Genomic DNA, 19,725 nt, shown 5'->3' with positions numbered 1-19,725 from the left:
AACATCCGCTTCCAAACGACAATATGCTGCCCGCTAACAAATGATTACAAATACCCACAGGAGAAACGGCTTGGAACGAATCAGCCAAAACGTTTTCTGAACCATAGCCGCACGGCCCACCGGCGCTCCTGGCGCTTCTTGTATTTGGGCAGCATACGGTAAACACGCAGCCCCTCTTCGGCCACGCTTCTCGCCTCTTGAGTATTTCCAAGTTTTTTTGTAAATAGAGGATTGATAGTGATAGGCTTCGCAGGAGGAAGAATTCACTTCTTGAAAAGCATGTAAGTAAGCGAGTGCCCGATTTGAATTCCCAGCTGCCAGATGAGCGGCAAGGCGCAAGTATGGAGCACCGTATTTGACGCGCGGGTTAAGCTCCAACGCACGGAGCGTGCTGGCCATTCCTTTCTCTTCATCGCCGCTATAGAGATAGCCGATGCCCAGATCATCCCAATACTCAGCCGAATCCACAAGAACATGCTCAATCGGCTCAAGCAATCGAAGCGCCTCTCCATACTTTTTCCGCTCGAGCAGCAGGCGTGCAAGATCATGCTTGGAGGATACATCGTTCGGGGATTGGTCTATTTGCTGTCTTAATTTCCTGATTCTCGATAATCTTTTTAATGGTTTGAGGATACTTGGCGATATTCCGATAAAACGCCGATCAAGTAGGTAAAGCAGGAGGAGCATAACGATAATCGCAATAAACGGGTTGCCGAGCAACCAAAACAAAAATACGAAAAGACCAAATTTTAACATCTTATCCCCCTGTGAATTTGTAAAAATCGGCAAGATTGTTCGTGCCAGAAATAAAATTAATGTTGAAATATGGTTCTATTATACCATAAACCTACCTATTATTGATCAATTCTTGCAATTCCTTTCGGTAGCCAAACGATGAATAATGTTAAGTCACGCTAGGCAAAATACGTGGAAGGATCCCAATAAAAGTAAATGCGGAGGATGAAATAGAATGTCGACAAACGATACAAATGAGCAGACGCTTACCGACCGGCAGGGTCATCCGATCTCGGACAACCAGAATATCCGAACGATTGGCAGCCGCGGTCCCTCAACCTTGGAGAACTATCATTTCATTGAGAAAATATCGCATTTCGACCGTGAACGCGTTCCTGAGCGTGTCGTTCATGGACGAGGAGCCGGGGCACACGGATATTTCGAAGCATACGGAAAGCTTGGCGAGGAACCTATCGCGGCATACACGAGAGCGAAGCTGTTCCAAGAACCCGGCAAGCGAACTCCCGTATTCGTGCGCTTCTCGAGCGTCATACATGGCGGGCACTCTCCCGAAACGCTTCGCGATCCGCGCGGCTTCGCAACCAAATTTTATACGGAGGACGGCAATTGGGATTTGGTAGGCAACAACCTCAAAATCTTTTTCATTCGCGATGCTATGAAATTCCCGGATATGGTCCATGCGTTCAAGCCGGATCCCGTTACTAACGTGCAAAGCATGGAACGTTTTTTCGATTTTGTCTCGCAGTCGCCTGAAGCGACGCATATGATTACGTTTCTGTTCTCCCCATGGGGAATTCCTGCAAATTACAGGCAGATGCAAGGGTCGGGCGTCAATACATACAAATGGGTAAATGCCGAAGGCAAAGCGGTACTCGTCAAGTATCATTGGGAGCCGCTGCAGGGAATCAAAAACCTGAAGCAAAGCGAGGCGGAACAGCTTCAAGGAAAAAACTTCAATCATGCAACGCAAGATTTATATGAGGCGATTGAACGCGGCGAGCATCCCGCATGGGAGCTCCAAGTCCAATGGATGAGCGATGACGCGCATGACGAGCTCGACTTCGACCCGCTCGATGATACGAAGCTATGGGATCCAGAGCAGTTCCCCATGCTGCCCGTTGGCAAAATGGTGTTGAACAAAAATCCGGAAAACTACTTTGCAGAAGTTGAGCAGGCAGCCTTCGGGACGGGAGTGTTGGTGGACGGTCTTGATTTCTCCGACGATAAAATGCTGCAGGGCCGTACGTTCTCGTACTCGGATACGCAGCGTCACCGAGTCGGAACGAACTACCTTCAACTGCCCATCAATGCGCCCAAAAAGAAAGTGGCTACCAATCAACGGGATGGTCAAATGGCTTTCTCCATTGATATCGCACCGGGACAAAATCCCCATATCAATTATGAACCATCGACGATGGGAGGGCTTAAAGAAGCCGAGCGCTCAGGCGAGCCGCATGAACCCTATTACTCGGCGAAGCTGATCAAGGCGCCTATTGACCGCCCGAACAATTTCAAGCAAGCAGGCGATACCTACCGCAAATTCGAGCAATGGGAACGGGACGAGCTCATTGCGAATTTAGTCGATGCCCTCAAGGGCTGCAGCACCGTCATTCGCGAGCAAATGGTAAAGCATTTCACGGAGGCCGACAAAGACTATGGAAAGCGGGTCGCAGACGGTCTTGCGCTTGCCGATCGGCAAATGAAAGATGCCGGACATGTCGGCACGAATCCAGCGAACGAGGGCATGGAGCTGGCAAGCGAGCTCGGCCAATCAACCGACGGCTATTAAAATACGGAAAAGGCCTGGACATGGGTCCAGGCCTTTTCGCAATGACAGCCGCTCACTATTCGATAGAAGGCTGTTCTTCTACTTTTACCCAAGGGCTTTGCTTGTCCGCGCGCTCGAATGCCGAGCCGTATTCTGCTCTAAACACCGTTCGCAAGGTTGCATCGCGTTCACAAAGATCATATATATTCTGAATGATTACATGCTCGGGATCACTTGTGTATTCAGGCGTTTCATTGCCGTAAAACAATCTCCAGCCGCTGTCTTCCGCATGGTCAGGCTGCTCGCGATAGATATAGCGAAAGGTCCACGCTTCATCGATGCACATTTTCGATACTAACGCCATGTCCTCGCCGATTGCCAGCCAGTCGGGATCGCTTGCCTTCAGTATTATTCTTGCGACATGTCTAGGCTCGAATACGATGGTATCCCCTGCTTGAAGCGATCCGATATACAAGGGCTCATTCGTCAACACGCCCGTGTACGTCCCAGAGGATTCGTTCATGCCGGTTATTTCCACCCACATTCTCTCCGCGCGCGGCTCTCCGTCCTCCGGTTGATCCATGACAAAATGCAACCGTACTAAATCCCCCTCCCGCTGATTAATCCTTGCTTCTACAGAAGGGATAAAAAAAGTATCCGGATAGGTTAGGCTCGTCTGCGCAACATCTTCTAAAGTCCATCCCATTGCTTGTTTCCTCCTTAACGCGTTTGCCGTTCCTGATCGTACTTGAAAGAAGTAAATCGTTCGTACTCCACATTCTTTATTTTAGCTCACTCCGGCACGGGATGCCATTCCCGCCCTTTCTTCTCCTTTTCCTGCTGCAAAATCATAGCAATCAGGATTGCTAGCCGGAATGAAACCAATAGATTCACTTCTATAGAAACTTCAAATGTTTACATTTAGTTTCTATTTTATTCACTAAACCCAAAGATAAAACCGTTCATCCACTTGATTCAAGCCTTAAAATCGATCCCTTCCCACTAAAAGTATAATTTTGTTGAATAATGTTTACCAAACTTTCCAATCATGATATACTCATCCAGAAACAATTGGAAACGTTTACAAATTTCATTGAAGAGGAGGCTTCTTCTTTATCACTACATATGAATGCTGGATACCGAGAGACAGAGAGTGAACCAACTGAATTCCGATATTGGAGGATCTGCCATGTTCAAAACCATGTACGGGAAAGGTATCTCATTCGTCATTATTTTTTCGCTGCTGCTTAGCGGCAATGTGTTTGTTTCCCCAACAAAGGCTCTCGCCGCAGCAAATCTTGCATTAGGAAAAAGCGTCACCGCTTCTACCACAGAATCTTCGAGTTATCCGGCTAGCTATGCCGTTGATGGCAACGCAAGCACGAGATGGGCATCTGCTTATAGTGATCAGCAAAACTTCATCATTGACCTCGGCTCCATGCAGTCGGTTTCTAGCGTTGTCCTCAAATGGGAGGCTGCTTATGCCACGCAATTCCAAATTCAAACCTCGCTAGACAACGCAAGCTGGACGACCGTTTATTCCAATTACAGCGGAACAGGCGGTACGAACACGATTCATTTCGCTTCGACGAATGCGCGATATGTGAAGCTGTATGCTTTTCAAAGAGCGACCGCTTATGGGTATTCCTTATATGAATTCGAGATTTACGGCAATCCTTCAAACCTCGCTTTAGGCAAGTCAGTGACTGCTTCCTCGTTGGAATCTGCCAGCTACCCTGCAGCCAATGCCGTTGATGGCAATTCGGCGACAAGATGGTCATCCGCCGTAGCGGATCAACAAAACTTCGTTGTTGATTTAGGTGCTGCACAGAGCGTATCAAGCGTGATTCTGAAATGGGAGTCCGCATACGCTTCGCAATACCAAATTCAAACCTCAACCGACAATGCGAGCTGGACGACCGTCTATTCCGACTACAGCGCTACCGGCGGCACCAATACGATTACATTCCCCGCCACAAATGCGCGATATGTCAAGCTTTACGCTTTCCAAAGAGCTACGGCGTACGGGTACTCCCTTTACGAGTTCGAGGTCTATGGAAGCGGAACTCCTGCCGCAAGCATAGGCGTGCTCGATTACATCTACAGCATCAGCGGCAGCAAAACGGTCATCGGTATTCATAATCGGGAGCCAAATGCGACGCCTGCCGTGCAAACCAATGCCGTTACGAACATAACAGGACGTTATCCAGGGTTATGGAGCGGCGACTTTTTGTTCAGCGCAAGCGATATCAGCAATCGTTGGACCATGGTCTATGAAGCAAAGAAGCAGTGGGATAACGGGGCAATCGTCAATATAATGATGCATGTTACGCCGCCTACGCAAGCTGATTCCGGCAATTGGAACGGCGGCGTCGTAAGCTCGCTTACCAATGCGCAGTGGACGGACCTTATTACGAACGGCGGAGCGCTTAATCAAGCGTGGAAGGCTAGGCTCGATAACTATGCGCAATATTTGCAATACCTGGAAGACCAGAATGTAACCGTATTGTTCCGCCCATTCCACGAGATGAATCAGGGCATATTCTGGTGGGCTGGTAGGTCAGGCGCGAACGGGACCGCTGCTCTCTACCGTTTGACCCATGACTATCTGGAGAATACGAAAGGCTTGTCCAACCTGGTCTGGGTGTGGGATATGCAGGATCTTGATTTGAACTGGAGCGTATACAATCCTGGCAACAGCTACTGGGATATATTCGCCTTGGATGTATACAACCCCGATGGATTTACTACGGCCAAGTACAATGCAGCTTTAGGAGTGGCCGGCAACAAGCCTATCGCGATCGGTGAATGCGATAAATTGCCAACCGCCAGCCAGCTCTTGGCTCAGCCAAGGTGGGCCTTCGCGATGAGCTGGGCGGAGCTTACATTCAGCTCCAATACGAATGCCCAAATACAGGCATTGTATGGGGCATCCAATGTGATCACGCGGGATGAGCTGCCTGATCTCCATTAACAAGCGTAAACGGCTGTCGCCATCTTCTGTAGCAAAAGCAGTCGTTTAGCGGAGATAAATAAGATCATTTATATGTGAAAACAAATGCATTCTTTTATATTAAAAACAGGGCTGCTTGAATCAAGCAGTCCTGCTTTTTTTCCATATGCCATGCCCGCTCCATCCCTAGATCAATATTTCCATCCGCAGCTTGCCCGCTTCAAGGCGGCAATTTAATTCACCCTCGTATTTATCAACGGTTCTCCGTACAATGGACAGGCCGTTGCCATGTGCGCCGTTCGCCTGTTGCTTTGTCGTATATCCGGATTGGAACAAGCTTCCCAGCTCGTTCTCCGATAGCTCCGTTGGATTAGTAATCACAAACAGATATTTGTTTTTGTGCAAGTGACAGCTGACTTGAATATCCCGCGGAAGCTCGCCTTCATAGGCTGCTGTCGCGTCAATTGCATTATCCAGCAAATTCGAAAAGAGCTTCACCATATCCATTGGCGCTATGCGATCAAACCCATCGAACACCGTATCAAAACTCATTTGAATCGTTTTGGAGTGGGCAAGCTCCCATTTGCTCTTAAACAGTACCAGCAGCATCGGGTTTTTAACGCTTAAGGAGAGATGCAGCGCTTTTGACTCCTCCGTCAATTGTTTCAAATAGTCATGTGCCTTCTCATACCTGCGAATATCCATCAACCCGTTCAGCACCTGAAAATGGTTCATCAAATCATGCCGGCTCGACTTGATCGTGTCTACGACCTTGCCAAGCTCGGATATATACATTTCCTCCGACTCCTGCATATCCTGCTTGAGGCGTCCCTTGTACCACTTATTCAGCAAATAAACCCCCGCCAGCAGCAGGATAGCAAATAGAATATCCAAGCCGAACACATACATATTGTTTTGGATGACCTGCCTGCTAATATTGCCAAGCTCGCTTGCCGATATATCGATCCCGATTACACCGAGAACATTGCCATTACCGTCAAAAAACGGTACGCCTACCGATAAATAAGAGCCAGTCCTCTCATCATGTATAACGCTCGTATGGTATTCAAACCCTCGCTTAGCCAACTGCACCTGTTCGGCAGGCACCGTACAAGGATAACCAATCGGAAATTCCTCAACGTTTGGCGGCATCGCGGATACCAAAACTTTGGATACGTCGGTGTCGTCCAACATCAAAATGTATACATATAGGGCATTGATTCGTTTCTGGTACTCTCCCAAAAACCGCTTCAGCTGCATGTGATTCCCGTCATAGGATTTCGTCTGCATAAGTTTTCCAAACGTTTCTTTATCCAAATCAGCGGCAATGTCCACGGCAATTTCCGTGTATTGCTTCGCTAATGTGATCTCGGCCATATTGCTAGTGGTATGATAAGAAAAATATAATTTAATACCCGTTAACACACTCATTACCGCAATCGAAATGATGATAAAATAAATCATTCTTTTTTTAGTAGATAATTGGATTCTCATTTTGGCATTAGTCTCGTTTCCTCATAGCGTTAAAAGTTAGTTATCGGATTATTCCTATGTAATGATTAGATTATAACAAAAAATAAGACAGCATATCGCTATGCTGTCCGATCCTCTAGCTATGTTAGATTTGTAATTCACCAAGCTTAATAAGCTCGACAACCGCTTGTGAACGACCTTTTACGTTCAGCTTTTGCATGACATTAGAAATATGGTTGCGGACGGTCTTCTCGCTGATGAATAATTGCTGTGCGATATCTCTCGTTGTCTTGTCCTGTACCAACAGCTCAAATACCTCGCGTTCACGATGCGTCAATAAAAACTTGCTCTTATGGTCGCTACCCTTCAATGTTTGTCACCCCTCCTTGCGCGGGTTTTTATGGTTTAACAAGGTTAAGGGATACAGTCAACTTATACTATGAAGGGGCGATACCATTGGTGCTGTTGCGCGGAGAAAATGGGCGCTGACGCTTACATTTTGGCGTGGATAATCAATCGATGCGTTGGGTTTACGATTGGATCGCAAGTAATCAGGGTAAGCAGCTTATCTTTGTTATTGTAGTTCAGGACGGAGACGTCCGTAGGTTTTACGATCGACACTTTATAAACGGTGTATGTATAGGATTGATCCTTCGTGTCGACGACGATTTTGTCCCCGACCTCGATCTCCCCCAGCCGATTGAACAGCCTGCCCTTGGATCTCATCCGATGCCCTGCGATGGCTGCATTGCCGACTTGCCCGATGGCCGTTGTCTCCTTCAAATGGGCGGTAGCAGCTTTCATGTTTTTCTGCGTTGCTCCCTCGACGACAGGCAGCTTCAGCTTTATTTTGTCAATCTTAATCGTAGCGATCGGTACGATCTTTTGCGCTGCTGGCGTAGCCGCAACTGCGGGAGCCTCAGTCGGAGCCTCAGTCGGCTCATCGGTCGATGCGGATTCTTCATTGAACAAATCCGTCAGTTCCTCGAACTGCTGCTGTGCCTGCTGTTCTGCCGTTTCATCGAAGCTTGCAGCCTCCCAATCAGCCATCAGCTTATCCTGCTGGCGATTGTCGTACCATTCGCTTGCTTTTGGATACAATAAAATCATTAGGCCTACGATCACCAATACATAAGACAGTACTTTTTTCATTTCCCCCCACCTTCCGCTAGCTGCTCTCTGTCTGCGGCTTGCTCGCTGTGAATACCCATCTCTTGCTCCCGTAGAAATTGAGCGCCACCGTAATGACCGTAACGATCGCTTTGGAAACAATCTCGTTCAGTCCTAGCCACCCGTTCAAGGCCGCAAGGAGCAGCAAGGAGAAGCCGAGAAGAATGGCGTTCCACCCGATGAATTTGATTCCTCTGTTCATCTTATGCTGCTTCGAGGATTGCTTGTCATCCTTCTGAAAAGTATATCGGCTATTTAAGACGTAGCTGTTAATCATCCCAGCTCCGTAAGCGATAACCTGCGCCAGCAAGTAATAGGCGCCGAACCATATAAGCAAAGTGAACATGAGAAAATCAATGGCTGTATTCAGCAGGCCGACCGCATTGAAGGTAAGAAATTGAATAATCAGCTTCCTCGAAGCTGGTCTAGACATACTCTTTCATCCGATCGCCATCGCTATTTTCTTGCGCGTGTCGGGCTGCTTTCTCCGGGTATCCCTGCACCTCGCGAACGATATACAGCGGCCTGTTTTTGGACTCGTCATAGATTCGGCCGATATATTCGCCAATGATCCCGAGAAGCATCAGAATAATGCCGTTAAACAATAAGTTCACGGCCACGATCGAAGCCCAACCAGTGATCGTACTGCCTGTGAACAAACGCTGGAAAATAACGACGAGCAGATATAGGAAGCTTGTAATAGATAACGTAAAACCGACATAGCTGGCGATTTTAAGCGGTTTATAAGAAAACGAAGTAATGCCGTCGATGGCGAAGGAAATCATTTTCTTCAATGGATATTTCGTTTCGCCGGCGAATCGTTCCTCGCGTTCGTATTCAACCATCGTCTGGCGGAAGCCGATCCAGCTGACCAGCCCGCGCACGAAACGGTTTTTCTCCTTCAAGCCGCGCAGCACGTTGCCTACCTTGCGGTCAATCAAGCGGAAATCTCCCGTGTCAACAGGAATGTCGACATTGGTCAGGCTGCGCAGCGTACGGTAGAAGATTTTGGCGGTCAGCTTCTTGAACATGGTTTCACCCTTGCGCTTAAGGCGTTTGCCATATACGACCTCGTAGCCCTCCTTCCACTTTGCGATCATATCGAGGATCACTTCAGGCGGATCTTGTAGATCGGCGTCAATGACGACGATCGCATCTCCCTGCGCATAATCCATGCCGGCAGAAATCGCGATCTGATGCCCAAAATTACGGGAAAAGTTAATGAGTCGGACGTTCGGATCGAACTCGCATATCATGGAGACTAATTCTACGGTACGGTCCTTGCTTCCATCGTTAACGAATAAAAGCTCGTATGGCTCATTGGTGTTATCCATCACCAGCTTCAGCCGCTCATACGTATGCTCGATTACTTCTTCCTCGTTATACATAGGAACGATAACGCTGTATTTTACAGGTGCTTGATTCATGCTATTTCCCCTTTCTCCTATATTTGCGGCAATTTTATCATTTAGAATAACCAACTCGGGAACCAGCGCAGCACATGCTCCACGTACCAGCTTTTCACCGTCATGCCGGATAGAGCCGGGTAATAAACAACGAACAATAGGACGGCTCCGGCCAGAAAAATGTTGCGCGCATGCTTAAAGCCCGGCCTCCGCTCCTCGATCACCTTCGACATGTAGACGAGACTCAGAATGATAAACGGTACCATGGCAAAATAGTGATACAGAAAAGTAAGCCGCGTAACGAGCATCCACGGCACATATTGCGCGAGAAAAGCGATCCAAATGGTGTACATCGCTTTATCCTTCCGCTTGATGCTGATCCAGATCGCTGCGGTCATCGCAAAAATACCAGCCCACCAGATAAGGGGATTGCCCATTGCCACGATCGTGGACTTGAGCCCTTCAGCCATATTATCACCGGAATAATACCATACCGGCCTCTTCATGAACGGCCACTCCCACCAGGAAGAGGAGAATGGATGCGTCGATACAAGCTGGCTATGGTAGCTGAACATATGCTTCTGGTAATCGATTAAGCTCTTCAGCGTGTACCCGTCATCCATTACGGTCAGTACCGGGATATAGGACAAGGCGTAAATGGCTAACGGTATTGCAACATAGAATAGTAAACATACTGCAAGGGTAATAACCGTGTACCTCGGAAAGACTTTGATGATGTGTTGAAGGCTATCGGCATTGAAGGCAGCGGCAGCACCCTTGCCGTCTCTCAGAACGCGCCTAGCGGCCGCGTACTCCTTATAACGCTCAAACAAAGAGATGCCCAGCATTATCGCAAGCCCTGCTCCGCCGTATAGCACAATCCATTTGGATGCAACGCCGACTCCGAAAAACAAGCCTGCAAGAAACAGCGGCATAAGGGTGACTCCCAGCTTAACCCGGTAGAAGCTGAGCGAATAATACTTGTGCATGAAATAAAACATCAGCATGATGAAGAACACGCCGTACACGTCTATCGTCGCGATTCTCGTCTGCGTGAAATGCATGAAATCGGCGGCAAACAGTGCCGTCGCAAGCGCCGCGTACGTACTCGTTTTGAATAGTCTTCTGGCGAAAACGTACATCAGAGGCAGCATGGCAACGCCGAAGAGCGTGCCCATGATGCGCCAACCAAACGGATTAAGCCCAAATAGCTTAATACCGATTGCGATGATGATTTTGCCAAGCGGCGGATGCGTATTCTCGTAGGCTACGATATGTTCCAAGTGTTCATACGCGGTCCGTGCATGATATATTTCATCGAAATAAGAGCCATTCATGAAGGTTGCGTCATATTTCGCGAGCCTCTGCTCGTCGAACAGAAGCGCCACGCTGCCTCGTTTGGGCTCTTTGGCAAGCTCATCGTTAATCCCGACGATGGGGAGCGGTTCTTTGCTGCCCTGTGCGTAGATGACAAGCTCATGCATCGAGAAGCCCGATTGAACCGTCGTAAGCTTGACATAACGCGCTTGCAAAGCCGCAGGCTGGCTAGTCCACGTAAATACGGCAACATGGCTGCTGTCTATTTCCATGACTTGATCCCAATCGATGCCGTTTTGGCTAAATTCGTATTTGAATTTCCCCGTACCCACTCCGCCGAAGCTGTTGATTCGGTCAAGCTGCTTCACGTCTCCAAGGTCGACATAGAAGCTTTGCCCCGCCGATTCAGGCTGCCATGCCGATTGCGGTCCTTTCATCTCTCCGAGCTGGAATAAGGCAACGATCCCGTATATCAGCGTAATAGCGCCCATAAGCAGCCAGTCTTTGCGTACGAAGCGATTGGCGCTCTGCGTCATCCGGGACGCTGCTCCGGTCTTGAAGGCAGCTAACGCTTCGTGATCCTCCCTCTCGGCTTCGCTTGGAAGCAGCGGCTCAACGGGTTTGATCCTGCCGCTTATATAAGTATCATATCCGATATAAAGCAAGTATAGCAGCAACCCGATATTTGCCAGCGAGCACAGCAGCACGATTCCATTAAAAGGAACATTCGTCGTAATCGTGCTGTAATCGAGCACATAGGTGATGTTGATGAAGCTCGTAAGACTGAACCCTAAAAACACAGACAGCATCCTTCTGTCTAACGATTGCAGGAATGCCAGCAATGCGAGCAGCAGAATGGGGAACAAGTAGCGCTCATGCATTTTGGTCACGCCGATATAAACGACCGCAATAAGGACCATAGCAATAAAATATACCCGGTTCGTAGCGGCAGCGTCACGCTTTCGCAGCGCGAAGTAGGCAGCCAAAACGACGGCAGCAGCTATAAAAATCATACCCCATGTCTGGAAAGAGAAAATCAGCCACGTGTCCGTAATGGGCTTCCAATTATCATTGGTGAGCGTATATAGGTTGAACGCATTCAAAGTCGCATACGGATAGGATGACAGTGTTCCTTTATAGAGCTGAATTAGACCGGATAACCCGCCATTCCCCCAGAAGAACGGAAGCGCAAGCACAATAAACGTCGCAAACCCGTAGATGGCGCTGATAGCCACTTTCTTCCATTCCTTCCGGCAAATAAACCAAAGCAGCAGCACGGGCATGAATATGAACGCCTGCGGTTTAATAAGCGCTGCAATTGCGTACCACACCGAAGCGCGTTCAATCTTATTCTGGGCAAGGCCGTGAATGGACAGCACAAGCGCAAGCGCGAAGATCGAATCAACCTGTCCCCATACCGCCGAATCCACAATGACTGCCGGATTGAATAAGTACAGCAATGCCAGACCAAGCGATACCGAATATCCAGCTGTTTTTTTGCCCGCTTGAACGATAAAATAAGCAGCGGCAAGATCTGCCAATATGGCTGGCAGCTTAAACAGCAGCAGCGCAGCATTTGAAGCTCCGTCTAACGAGAGCATATCCTTGATCAAACCGAGAATATATAGAATATAAATATAGCCTGGCGGGTAATCTACAAACATCTCCGAATGGTAAAAGGCGCCAAGCCCCTGCTTTGCGGCCTGATCGGCCCAAGCCATAAACAAGGCAATATCGTTGGCATAACCTTTATTCGTGACTGCCAGCCATAGCCGCAGCGCCAGCGCAGCCGCAAATACGATGGCAAGAATAAGGCCTTGCGAATGCGCCTTCTCGTCCAGCCAGCTTCTTTGCCGCAGCAGCTTCTTATAAATTACGGCAAACAGCAGGCTGAACAGCCCGGCGAATAGAAGCAGCGGCAATACAGGCACGGCTGCCGCGTCAGGCTCGGCAGCTTGTCCGGTTTCCGTTGCAACAAGGCTGAATACCTCCGTCCCTCCGGGGGCCTTCGATACTTTCTCCACGCTGACATCATCGAAATAGGCTTTCCCGGTGTTGATGCTTCCGTAACCGCCGAGACTTGCGCCGAATGTGATGCTCTTCTGATCCTTTCCTGACTTTGCATAAAAGTGGACATACGACCATTTGCCGTTCGTGTCCTTGATTTCGGGATACGCGACAGCCACGCCGTCCACGAAAAAGTGAGCCCCGGTCGCATCTGCGCCGATTTGTTCGGTTTTAATATAACCGGACAGCTTATAGGTGGTTTTGGGCTTGACCGTTATGGTCTGGATCCATCGCGAATGGTTCGCTTCCTTGTTCTCCAGAACGGCGGAATAGGTGCCCGTATGGGCTTCTGAATTCGATATCGTGTATGAGGTGATATGCTCCTCTTTCAAATAAGCGTCATGCTGCCACTGCGCCGGGGCATTGTCCGTAACTTGTTCAAACCCTGCGTTAACGAGTAGATTGCTCGCCGCATGCAGGGAAGCTGGCCAAAGAAGAGTCAGCAGAAGGATGGTTATCATAGCGCGACTAAACTTATTTATCATCGTTCTTTTACTCACCTCGAATTAGGTTTAGGTAGGGCTCATCGGAACATCGGTTTTACGCTTCAAACGCCTATCTTTTCTGGATTATTCAACCATAATGACATATTAACTCTAAAGGATAATACCCGCATGGTCAATGCTAATAACGAAAAACGCCCCTCTCTTGTTGCATGTCTGTCTCCTACTCTACTATCTGCTCCCGCGGCCTCGTTCAAATGAAAATCTATGCCCATTTCCGTATCCCCACTAGGATGGTGCCGTGGCTGAACCCGAACCTCGGAATACAATGAAATGGGTGACTAGATATAAGGGAGTGATGTTCCGCAATGGCAGATGTAGGTATAGTTATGCCTGTGTATACGCAAGACAGCAGGCTGTTTAGGAGAGCGATACGATCCATTCTGAATCAAAGATACAGAAACTTCAAATTGCTAATCGTAATTGACGGCGTTACGCCTAACGTTCTCCAAATTGCTAGATTCTACGCGCGCAGGGATAAGCGGGTCCGGGTCATTCCAAGAACCGAGAACCAAGGCACGGCGACCGCCCTGAACGTTGGTTTTGAAATTTTGCAAAGCATGCCGAGAATCAAGTATTTAACATGGGTTTCAAGCGATAATTACTATTATCGCAATTTTGTCGGCGTCCTGCGGAATAAGCTCAAATATTCTCCTCCGAATGTCGGGCTCGCTTATGGAAGCTTTGGCTTAATTAGAGGCGGCAGAAGACTAGATACGACGAAAACATGGTTGATCTGGCAGGACCAGCCAAAAGAAAGGCTCGTCGATTTCTATTTCATCGGCTACTCTTTCATGTACAAAAAAGAATATTCGATGCAAATCGCAGGCTGGCAGTATACGCCTGTTGAGGATTATGACTACTTCCTGCGCCTAACCGAAATTTGCGATATGGTATATGTTCCGAAGATGCTCATGGATTTCATGCTTACAACGCCTCACAGCAATTCGATGCAGATCGAGAACAACATCGAGAAGAAACGCAACCGCCGCTACATTATGTACCATGTCATGCACCAAGCACGCTTGCGGAGAAATATTAGTCCGCTGGTGACGGTGATCATGTATGGATCGGAAGGCTCGGCGTCATTTACGCAAATTCTTGAAACGCTGTATGAATCGAATATATCGAATTACAAAGTATTGCTGTATGACGTAACCCCCGACCAATCTATCATTCCTATTATTCAGGATAACCCCGACTCCCGCACCAAATATTTCTGGAAGCCGTACGGAACGAGGGAGCAGGTCATCGCAGAAGGCTTGAAACAGGCCGATACGCCGTATTTCATGCTCTACCGTACTGAGGAACCGCTGCCGGACATCTACCATCTCGATAAAATGCTATACAGCATTCCCGTCGCAAATTACGATCCTGCATCGCCCCAGTTTCTGCAGCTTTATCATACCGGTTCAGTTATCCCGATATGACAGCCGCTCGGCAATCCCGCTAACCAAACGCTTTAAACATTCAGCCGAACAGGATACCTTCTCCTGCTCGGCTCTTTCGCGTTTCTTCCTCCAACCCACCAAACGAAAATGGATAGAAAGCAAATAGACTGATCCGAGCAAGGTCCGTAACCTGCTGGATCAGTCTATTTGCTTGCATTAAACGGTCATGTACGGCGGAGAAGCAACCGGTGCACCCAGGAAATCTTCCAAAATCCGTTGTTTCATATACGGATCGTAGATAATATCCCCAAACAAGGAATAATGGCCTGCATTGTTCGTCCATACGTCCTGAGCCGCATTGTTCTGTACTTCCTGCGCGAAGAAAAACGCCGTATTCGCATCATGCCCGTGATTAATATAAACCGGGTACGGCATGATTTCATGCTCGAGCTGGATAGCTCCGGTCCATACCCCCGTTTCCGACGGCTGGAATATATTATGCCTCACGCCATTGATATAATCGCTGACTTTATAGATCAGGCAGTTAAAGGAGCTTGAGAAATTGAAATATTTGGCCAATATATTGGATACCGAGTTGTAAATATACCCATTCTGGCAAATCAGAACCTTCGTCCCCGGTCTCGGCCTGTAATTATACAGCATATCGATATATGCCTTGTGATACATGTCATCGCTGTAAAGATGAAGCTCATACCAGTACTTATAGCCTTCCAGCTGCCTAATAACCTCAGCCTCATATTCACTGCTTGAAATAAACCGGATGTTAGAGGGGAGTGCAGGATAGCCTAGCAGCGCATTCTCGATAAAATATCTCGAGCTGTCATGATAGACGATATAAGCCAGATAATGCGGATTGGTTTGATTCAGCAGGCTCTTTAACGTGAAATTCATAAAGATTTCGACTCTTTTATTGATCCATGCCTCCGTGAACTGGGTGTTCGCCTCCGGCAAAGTGAGCGCGGATATAGAGGCCGGCAGCGTTTCCCTCACATTTAAATTATTGAAAGGGATATAGACGATCAAGCGGGTATTTCCTTCATGCAGCTGTTCCTCCGCGCTTGCTCTTGCGGGAACCGCTCTCCTCTTGGCATAGGTTTTTTTTCTATTCCCTTTTTTTCTGAGCTTGAGCGCCTTTGGCCTCGTCGCTTTCTTTTTCAAGCCTACGCTCTTCGCTTTTTTCTGCAAGGTTCCCCGACGAATCGCCTTCGCCTTTTTTGGGGCCAAGACTTTGCGTTTTACCGTCTTTTTTTTCATAAGCTCCCCGCTCCTTTTTATACCTTGACCCCGTACGTATCAGGATTGTTTGCGTCAAATATTTCGTTTGCCCAGAACAACACGATTAATTCGCCGTCTGATATGTTTTCGATCGCATGGGTGTAGCCAGGCGGAATATCCAGAATCATTATTTTTTCGTCTGACAGCGTGTAGGAAAAGGATTCCTGTTCGAATATATGCCTGAACTTCACGACTGCCTTCCCCTTAATGACGCAAAATTTCTCAACCTTTGTATTGTGGTAATGATGCCCTCTCTCCACTCCTTTCACTGTCGTTGACACAAAAAGCTGTCCGGCGTAGGGAGATTTAACAGTTTCGAATAAGCTTCCTCTATGATCGTGAAAGGTTTGGAGCGCATAAGCGAAATCGGAGCGGTCCAAATAGGACAAATAAGTGGAGTATAAATATTTCGTAAACGGATCCGACAAATTGGGGAGGATGGAATGCGATCGTATCGCTTTAAAAGCATAGATTTGGTCGGCCAAAGCCTTTAACGTGACAGAGAAGGTAGTCTCCAGCTTGCAATACACATCCTCCGCATTTTCAGGCTGCTCGAGCAAAGCAATAAATCTCTTTACGACATGATCGATATAAGCAAGCTCGACCTGCTGGTCGGGATTCGAGATGCTGATCTCTAAGTCTCGGGATATATGATGGCAAAATGTAGCGACAACGGAGTTGTATTCCGGCTTGCACCATTTGCCGAACAAATTCGGAAGCCTGCATATATGAATGGCTGTCGAAGTCTCTTTGGCGTATTGAATCAGTAGGGACTCTGCTTCTTGTTTGCTTCTGCCATAAGGATTATCGGCTGCTGCATGAATCGTCGATGCAAATATGATCTTTGGCCTGTTGGTCGTTGCGTTCAATCCATCTATGATTCGCTGCATCAGCTCCACATTGCCATGGTAATCCTCAAGCCGCTCGGGCCGATTAATCCCCGCCAAATGATAAATGACATCCGCCTTTGACAGCTGCCGCAGAAGCTCCTCGCTGCTCGTGCCCCTGCTGCATGATAGCACACGCACATCCGGTAGCTGCATTAATCCTTCTATTAAATTTTTGCCAATAAACCCGTTAGAGCCTGTAACCAGAATATTTCTCATAACATTCCCCTCTCCGACATGTTCAACTCGAAAAATCCTCTGTCTAGTATATGTTCGTTACCAAGCAATGCGAGTCTATTTTCAAAATAAGGCTGATATCTTCTAGTCTATGAACTAAATCTCTTTCAGGTGGTTGAATGACCGACGCCGCAAGCAGTCCGAGCGAATACCATAGAGTAATGTTCGCAGAAGCCATAGACGTACAACCGCTCTATAGGAGGTGAGTTCTAATGTAAGGATCTTGAAGATGCACTCGGCTAGGAGGAGCTTAAGGCAACTATATTTTACCCGGAGGCGGTAATCGGTGAACAAATTGAAAGTAATGACGATCCTTGGCACGAGGCCGGAGATCATCCGTTTGGCGTCGGTCATCAAAGCCTGCGATCTATACTTTGATCATGTCTTTGTGCATACGGGCCAAAACTGGGATCCCCAGCTCAATGACGTTTTCTTCGAAGATCTGCAACTTAGAAAACCGGATTATTATTTGAACGTAGTCGGCAAAAATCTGGGAGAAACAATCGGCAACGTTATATCCCTCTCCTACGATTTAATGGTACAGGTACAACCGGATGCCGTACTGCTGTTAGGCGATACGAATAGCGCGCTGAGCGCGATCGCCGCCAAGAGATTGAAGGTTCCGATCTTTCACATGGAAGCTGGCAATCGCTGCTTCGACCAGAATGTTCCGGAAGAAACGAACCGTCGGATCGTCGACCACATCAGTGATGTGAATTTGCCTTATACGGAGCATAGCAGAAGGTATTTGCTCGCAGAGGGCGTCCGCAAGGAACACATTTTCGTGACAGGCTCCCCGCTCCCCGAAGTATTCGCTCAATTCCAGCCTGATGTAGACAAGCGGGATATTTTATCCCAGCTCGGCTTGGAGCAGCAGAAATATATCGTGCTCAGCGCGCATCGCGAAGAAAATTTGGATATCGATGAGCGTTTCACCTCCCTGATTGAAGGCATTAACCACGTCGCCGACAATCTTCAGCTTCCCGTCATCTATTCCGCCCATCCCAGATCGCTCAAAAAACTGCAGGAAAAGCAATTGAAGCTCCATCCCCTCGTTCGCATACACCAGCCGTTTGGTTTCTTGGACTACAACCACCTGCAGCAGCATGCCTACTGCGTGCTCTCCGACAGCGGAACGTTAAGCGAAGAATCTGCCATTCTCAATTTCCCTGGCGTATTAATTCGAACCAGTACGGAGAGGCCGGAGGTGCTGGATAAAGGTACCGTCGTTATTGGGGGCGTATCCGGCCATGATATTTTGGAATCCATTCAACTCGCGGTTGGCATTTACTCCAATAACACTCACGTAAACCCTTTGGTTCCAGATTATCAGGATACGAACGTTTCCATTAAGGTGGTCAAAATTATTCAGAGCTATACCAAAATCGTTAATAGAGTCATCTGGAACAAGTAGAAGCAAGTAAAAGAAGAGCGATCATGCGGCACAAGCTAAGCATAAGTATCTGAGGAGGGTTACACATGTTTACAAATAAAACGGTATTAATTACGGGCGGTACAGGCTCATGGGGACAAGAGCTGACTAGAAACCTATTGGGAGCAGATCCAAAGGAGATTCGCATCTTCTCCCGCAATGAATTTACGCAGGTCGATCTCAAAAGAAAATTCAACAGCCCGAAGCTCAATTTCATTATCGGGGACGTTCGCGATTATGATGCTGTGTACGAAGCATGCCAAAACGTAGATTACGTCTTCCATCTAGCCGCGCTGAAGCATGTGCCGATTTGCGAATTCCAGCCTTACGAAGCGCTCAAAACGAATGTGCTTGGCACCCAGAACATCATCCGCGCAAGTATCGCGCAGGGCGTCGAGAAAGTAATCGACGTCTCGACCGACAAAGCGGTGGACCCAATCAACTTCTATGGAATGACCAAAGCAATCGGCGAGAAAATCATTATTAAAGCCAATGATTTAAGCGAGAAAACACGTTTTGTTTGTATACGCGGCGGCAATGTGCTCGGAACGAACGGCAGCGTCGTTCCCTTGTTTAAACAGCAGATCATCGACGGTCAAGAGCTTACGCTTACCGATATCGACATGACGCGTTTCTTTCTGACCGTGCCTGAAGCGATTCAACTGCTGCTCAAGGCTACTGCGGTAGCCGTTGGAGGCGAAACCTTCGTTATGAAGATGCCGGCATGCAAAATCATCGATCTTATCCAGGTATTAAAAAATGTTTTCGGAGGATCGAACCTGCCTATCAAGGACATCGGGATTCGCCCAGGCGAGAAGCTGCACGAGGTATTAATCTCGCAATCCGAATCGCCTTACTCCTACAAGTACGATGAGCAATATTATGTCATCCTCCCTTCGCATCCGTCGGAGCAGCTCTATAATCAATACAACCACCTGCCGAAAGTAACCTTCCCGTATTTCCAGTCCGACCAAGACCTCATGTCCTATGAAGAGATTGAGATATTGTTAAGAAAAGGAAAATTCATTTAATTCGATTAGAAATGAGGGGAAAGCAAACTTTAACGAAC

15 protein-coding genes are annotated in these 19,725 nt (G+C 47.9%); 5 read left to right on the top strand and 10 right to left on the bottom strand.

The features are described 5' to 3' along the window. Positions 1–33: 33 nt before the first annotated feature. Entirely contained in the window at positions 34–756 is a 723-nt protein-coding gene (locus tag AC0YN3_RS26600; protein ID WP_475777934.1) for a tetratricopeptide repeat protein, read from the bottom strand. Between the two features lie 214 nt (positions 757–970). On the opposite strand from AC0YN3_RS26600, the gene AC0YN3_RS26595 reads away from it, so the two are divergent. Beyond that, on the top strand, positions 971–2,545 hold the full coding sequence (locus AC0YN3_RS26595) for a catalase (protein ID WP_475777933.1): 1,575 nt from the start codon (positions 971–973) through the stop codon (positions 2,543–2,545). Positions 2,546–2,600: 55 nt separating this feature from the next. Here the strand turns inward: AC0YN3_RS26595 and AC0YN3_RS26590 are convergent, their stop codons facing one another. Next, on the bottom strand, positions 2,601–3,230 hold the full coding sequence (locus tag AC0YN3_RS26590; RefSeq protein WP_475777932.1) for an immunity protein Imm33 domain-containing protein: 630 nt from the start codon (positions 3,228–3,230) through the stop codon (positions 2,601–2,603). Between the two features lie 483 nt (positions 3,231–3,713). Between AC0YN3_RS26590 and AC0YN3_RS26585 the strand changes: the two genes are divergently transcribed. Then, complete coding sequence (locus tag AC0YN3_RS26585; RefSeq protein ID WP_475777931.1) at positions 3,714–5,498, top strand: discoidin domain-containing protein; 1,785 nt, start codon at positions 3,714–3,716, stop codon at positions 5,496–5,498. A gap of 165 nt (positions 5,499–5,663) precedes the next feature. Here AC0YN3_RS26585 and AC0YN3_RS26580 read toward each other — a convergent pair whose 3' ends face one another. The 6 genes from AC0YN3_RS26580 to AC0YN3_RS26555 form a co-directional block, all read right to left on the bottom strand. Then, entirely contained in the window at positions 5,664–6,971 is a 1,308-nt protein-coding gene (locus AC0YN3_RS26580) for a sensor histidine kinase (protein ID WP_475777930.1), read from the bottom strand. A 124-nt stretch (positions 6,972–7,095) separates the two neighbouring features. Then, positions 7,096–7,320, bottom strand: a complete 225-nt coding sequence (locus tag AC0YN3_RS26575; RefSeq protein WP_006040330.1) for a helix-turn-helix domain-containing protein — start codon at positions 7,318–7,320, stop codon at positions 7,096–7,098. A 122-nt stretch (positions 7,321–7,442) separates the two neighbouring features. Next, positions 7,443–8,102, bottom strand: coding sequence for a class D sortase (locus AC0YN3_RS26570; protein WP_475777929.1), 660 nt, complete (start codon positions 8,100–8,102; stop codon positions 7,443–7,445). A 16-nt stretch (positions 8,103–8,118) separates the two neighbouring features. Then, entirely contained in the window at positions 8,119–8,553 is a 435-nt protein-coding gene (locus tag AC0YN3_RS26565) for a GtrA family protein (protein WP_475777928.1), read from the bottom strand. Beyond that, a complete protein-coding gene (locus AC0YN3_RS26560; RefSeq protein ID WP_475777927.1) occupies positions 8,546–9,547 on the bottom strand; it encodes a glycosyltransferase family 2 protein in 1,002 nt (333 codons plus the stop codon). Before AC0YN3_RS26560 ends, AC0YN3_RS26565 begins: the two co-directional genes overlap by 8 nt. 41 nt (positions 9,548–9,588) lie before the next feature. Then, positions 9,589–13,395 (bottom strand): phospholipid carrier-dependent glycosyltransferase, encoded by a 3,807-nt coding sequence (locus tag AC0YN3_RS26555; protein ID WP_475777926.1) that lies wholly within the window; start codon positions 13,393–13,395, stop codon positions 9,589–9,591. Between the two features lie 326 nt (positions 13,396–13,721). On the opposite strand from AC0YN3_RS26555, the gene AC0YN3_RS26550 reads away from it, so the two are divergent. Continuing rightward, on the top strand, positions 13,722–14,843 hold the full coding sequence (locus AC0YN3_RS26550) for a glycosyltransferase family 2 protein (RefSeq protein WP_475777925.1): 1,122 nt from the start codon (positions 13,722–13,724) through the stop codon (positions 14,841–14,843). Between the two features lie 177 nt (positions 14,844–15,020). Here the strand turns inward: AC0YN3_RS26550 and AC0YN3_RS26545 are convergent, their stop codons facing one another. Beyond that, positions 15,021–16,079: a hypothetical protein gene (locus tag AC0YN3_RS26545; RefSeq protein WP_475777924.1), complete on the bottom strand. Its 1,059-nt coding sequence runs from the start codon at positions 16,077–16,079 to the stop codon at positions 15,021–15,023. 17 nt (positions 16,080–16,096) lie between these two features. Next, a complete protein-coding gene (locus AC0YN3_RS26540) occupies positions 16,097–17,206 on the bottom strand; it encodes a polysaccharide biosynthesis C-terminal domain-containing protein (protein WP_475777923.1) in 1,110 nt (369 codons plus the stop codon). 304 nt (positions 17,207–17,510) lie between these two features. Between AC0YN3_RS26540 and wecB the strand changes: the two genes are divergently transcribed. Beyond that, positions 17,511–18,638: a non-hydrolyzing UDP-N-acetylglucosamine 2-epimerase gene (gene wecB / locus AC0YN3_RS26535; RefSeq protein WP_475777922.1), complete on the top strand. Its 1,128-nt coding sequence runs from the start codon at positions 17,511–17,513 to the stop codon at positions 18,636–18,638. A 65-nt stretch (positions 18,639–18,703) separates the two neighbouring features. Further along, on the top strand, positions 18,704–19,687 hold the full coding sequence (locus AC0YN3_RS26530) for a UDP-N-acetylglucosamine 4,6-dehydratase family protein (RefSeq protein ID WP_475777921.1): 984 nt from the start codon (positions 18,704–18,706) through the stop codon (positions 19,685–19,687). Positions 19,688–19,725: the final 38 nt, after the last annotated feature.

The sequence above is a fragment of the Paenibacillus sp. J22R232 genome, assembly GCF_056269165.1.
The sequence above is the reverse complement of the archived record's forward strand: the minus strand, read 5'-3'. Positions and strand labels throughout refer to the sequence as shown.

Excerpts from the sequence above, each read along its gene's own strand:
- AC0YN3_RS26600 (WP_475777934.1), bottom strand. The coding sequence starts at position 756 with ATGTTAAAATTTGGTCTTTTCGTATTTTTGTTTTGGTTGCTCGGCAAC.
- AC0YN3_RS26595 (WP_475777933.1), top strand. The coding sequence starts at position 971 with ATGTCGACAAACGATACAAATGAGCAGACGCTTACCGACCGGCAGGGT.
- AC0YN3_RS26590 (WP_475777932.1), bottom strand. The coding sequence starts at position 3,230 with ATGGGATGGACTTTAGAAGATGTTGCGCAGACGAGCCTAACCTATCCG.
- AC0YN3_RS26585 (WP_475777931.1), top strand. The coding sequence starts at position 3,714 with ATGTTCAAAACCATGTACGGGAAAGGTATCTCATTCGTCATTATTTTT.
- AC0YN3_RS26580 (WP_475777930.1), bottom strand. The coding sequence starts at position 6,971 with ATGAGAATCCAATTATCTACTAAAAAAAGAATGATTTATTTTATCATC.
- AC0YN3_RS26570 (WP_475777929.1), bottom strand. The coding sequence starts at position 8,102 with ATGAAAAAAGTACTGTCTTATGTATTGGTGATCGTAGGCCTAATGATT.
- AC0YN3_RS26565 (WP_475777928.1), bottom strand. The coding sequence starts at position 8,553 with ATGTCTAGACCAGCTTCGAGGAAGCTGATTATTCAATTTCTTACCTTC.
- AC0YN3_RS26560 (WP_475777927.1), bottom strand. The coding sequence starts at position 9,547 with ATGAATCAAGCACCTGTAAAATACAGCGTTATCGTTCCTATGTATAAC.
- AC0YN3_RS26555 (WP_475777926.1), bottom strand. The coding sequence starts at position 13,395 with ATGATAAATAAGTTTAGTCGCGCTATGATAACCATCCTTCTGCTGACT.
- AC0YN3_RS26550 (WP_475777925.1), top strand. The coding sequence starts at position 13,722 with ATGGCAGATGTAGGTATAGTTATGCCTGTGTATACGCAAGACAGCAGG.
- AC0YN3_RS26545 (WP_475777924.1), bottom strand. The coding sequence starts at position 16,079 with ATGAAAAAAAAGACGGTAAAACGCAAAGTCTTGGCCCCAAAAAAGGCG.
- AC0YN3_RS26540 (WP_475777923.1), bottom strand. The coding sequence starts at position 17,206 with ATGAGAAATATTCTGGTTACAGGCTCTAACGGGTTTATTGGCAAAAAT.
- AC0YN3_RS26530 (WP_475777921.1), top strand. The coding sequence starts at position 18,704 with ATGTTTACAAATAAAACGGTATTAATTACGGGCGGTACAGGCTCATGG.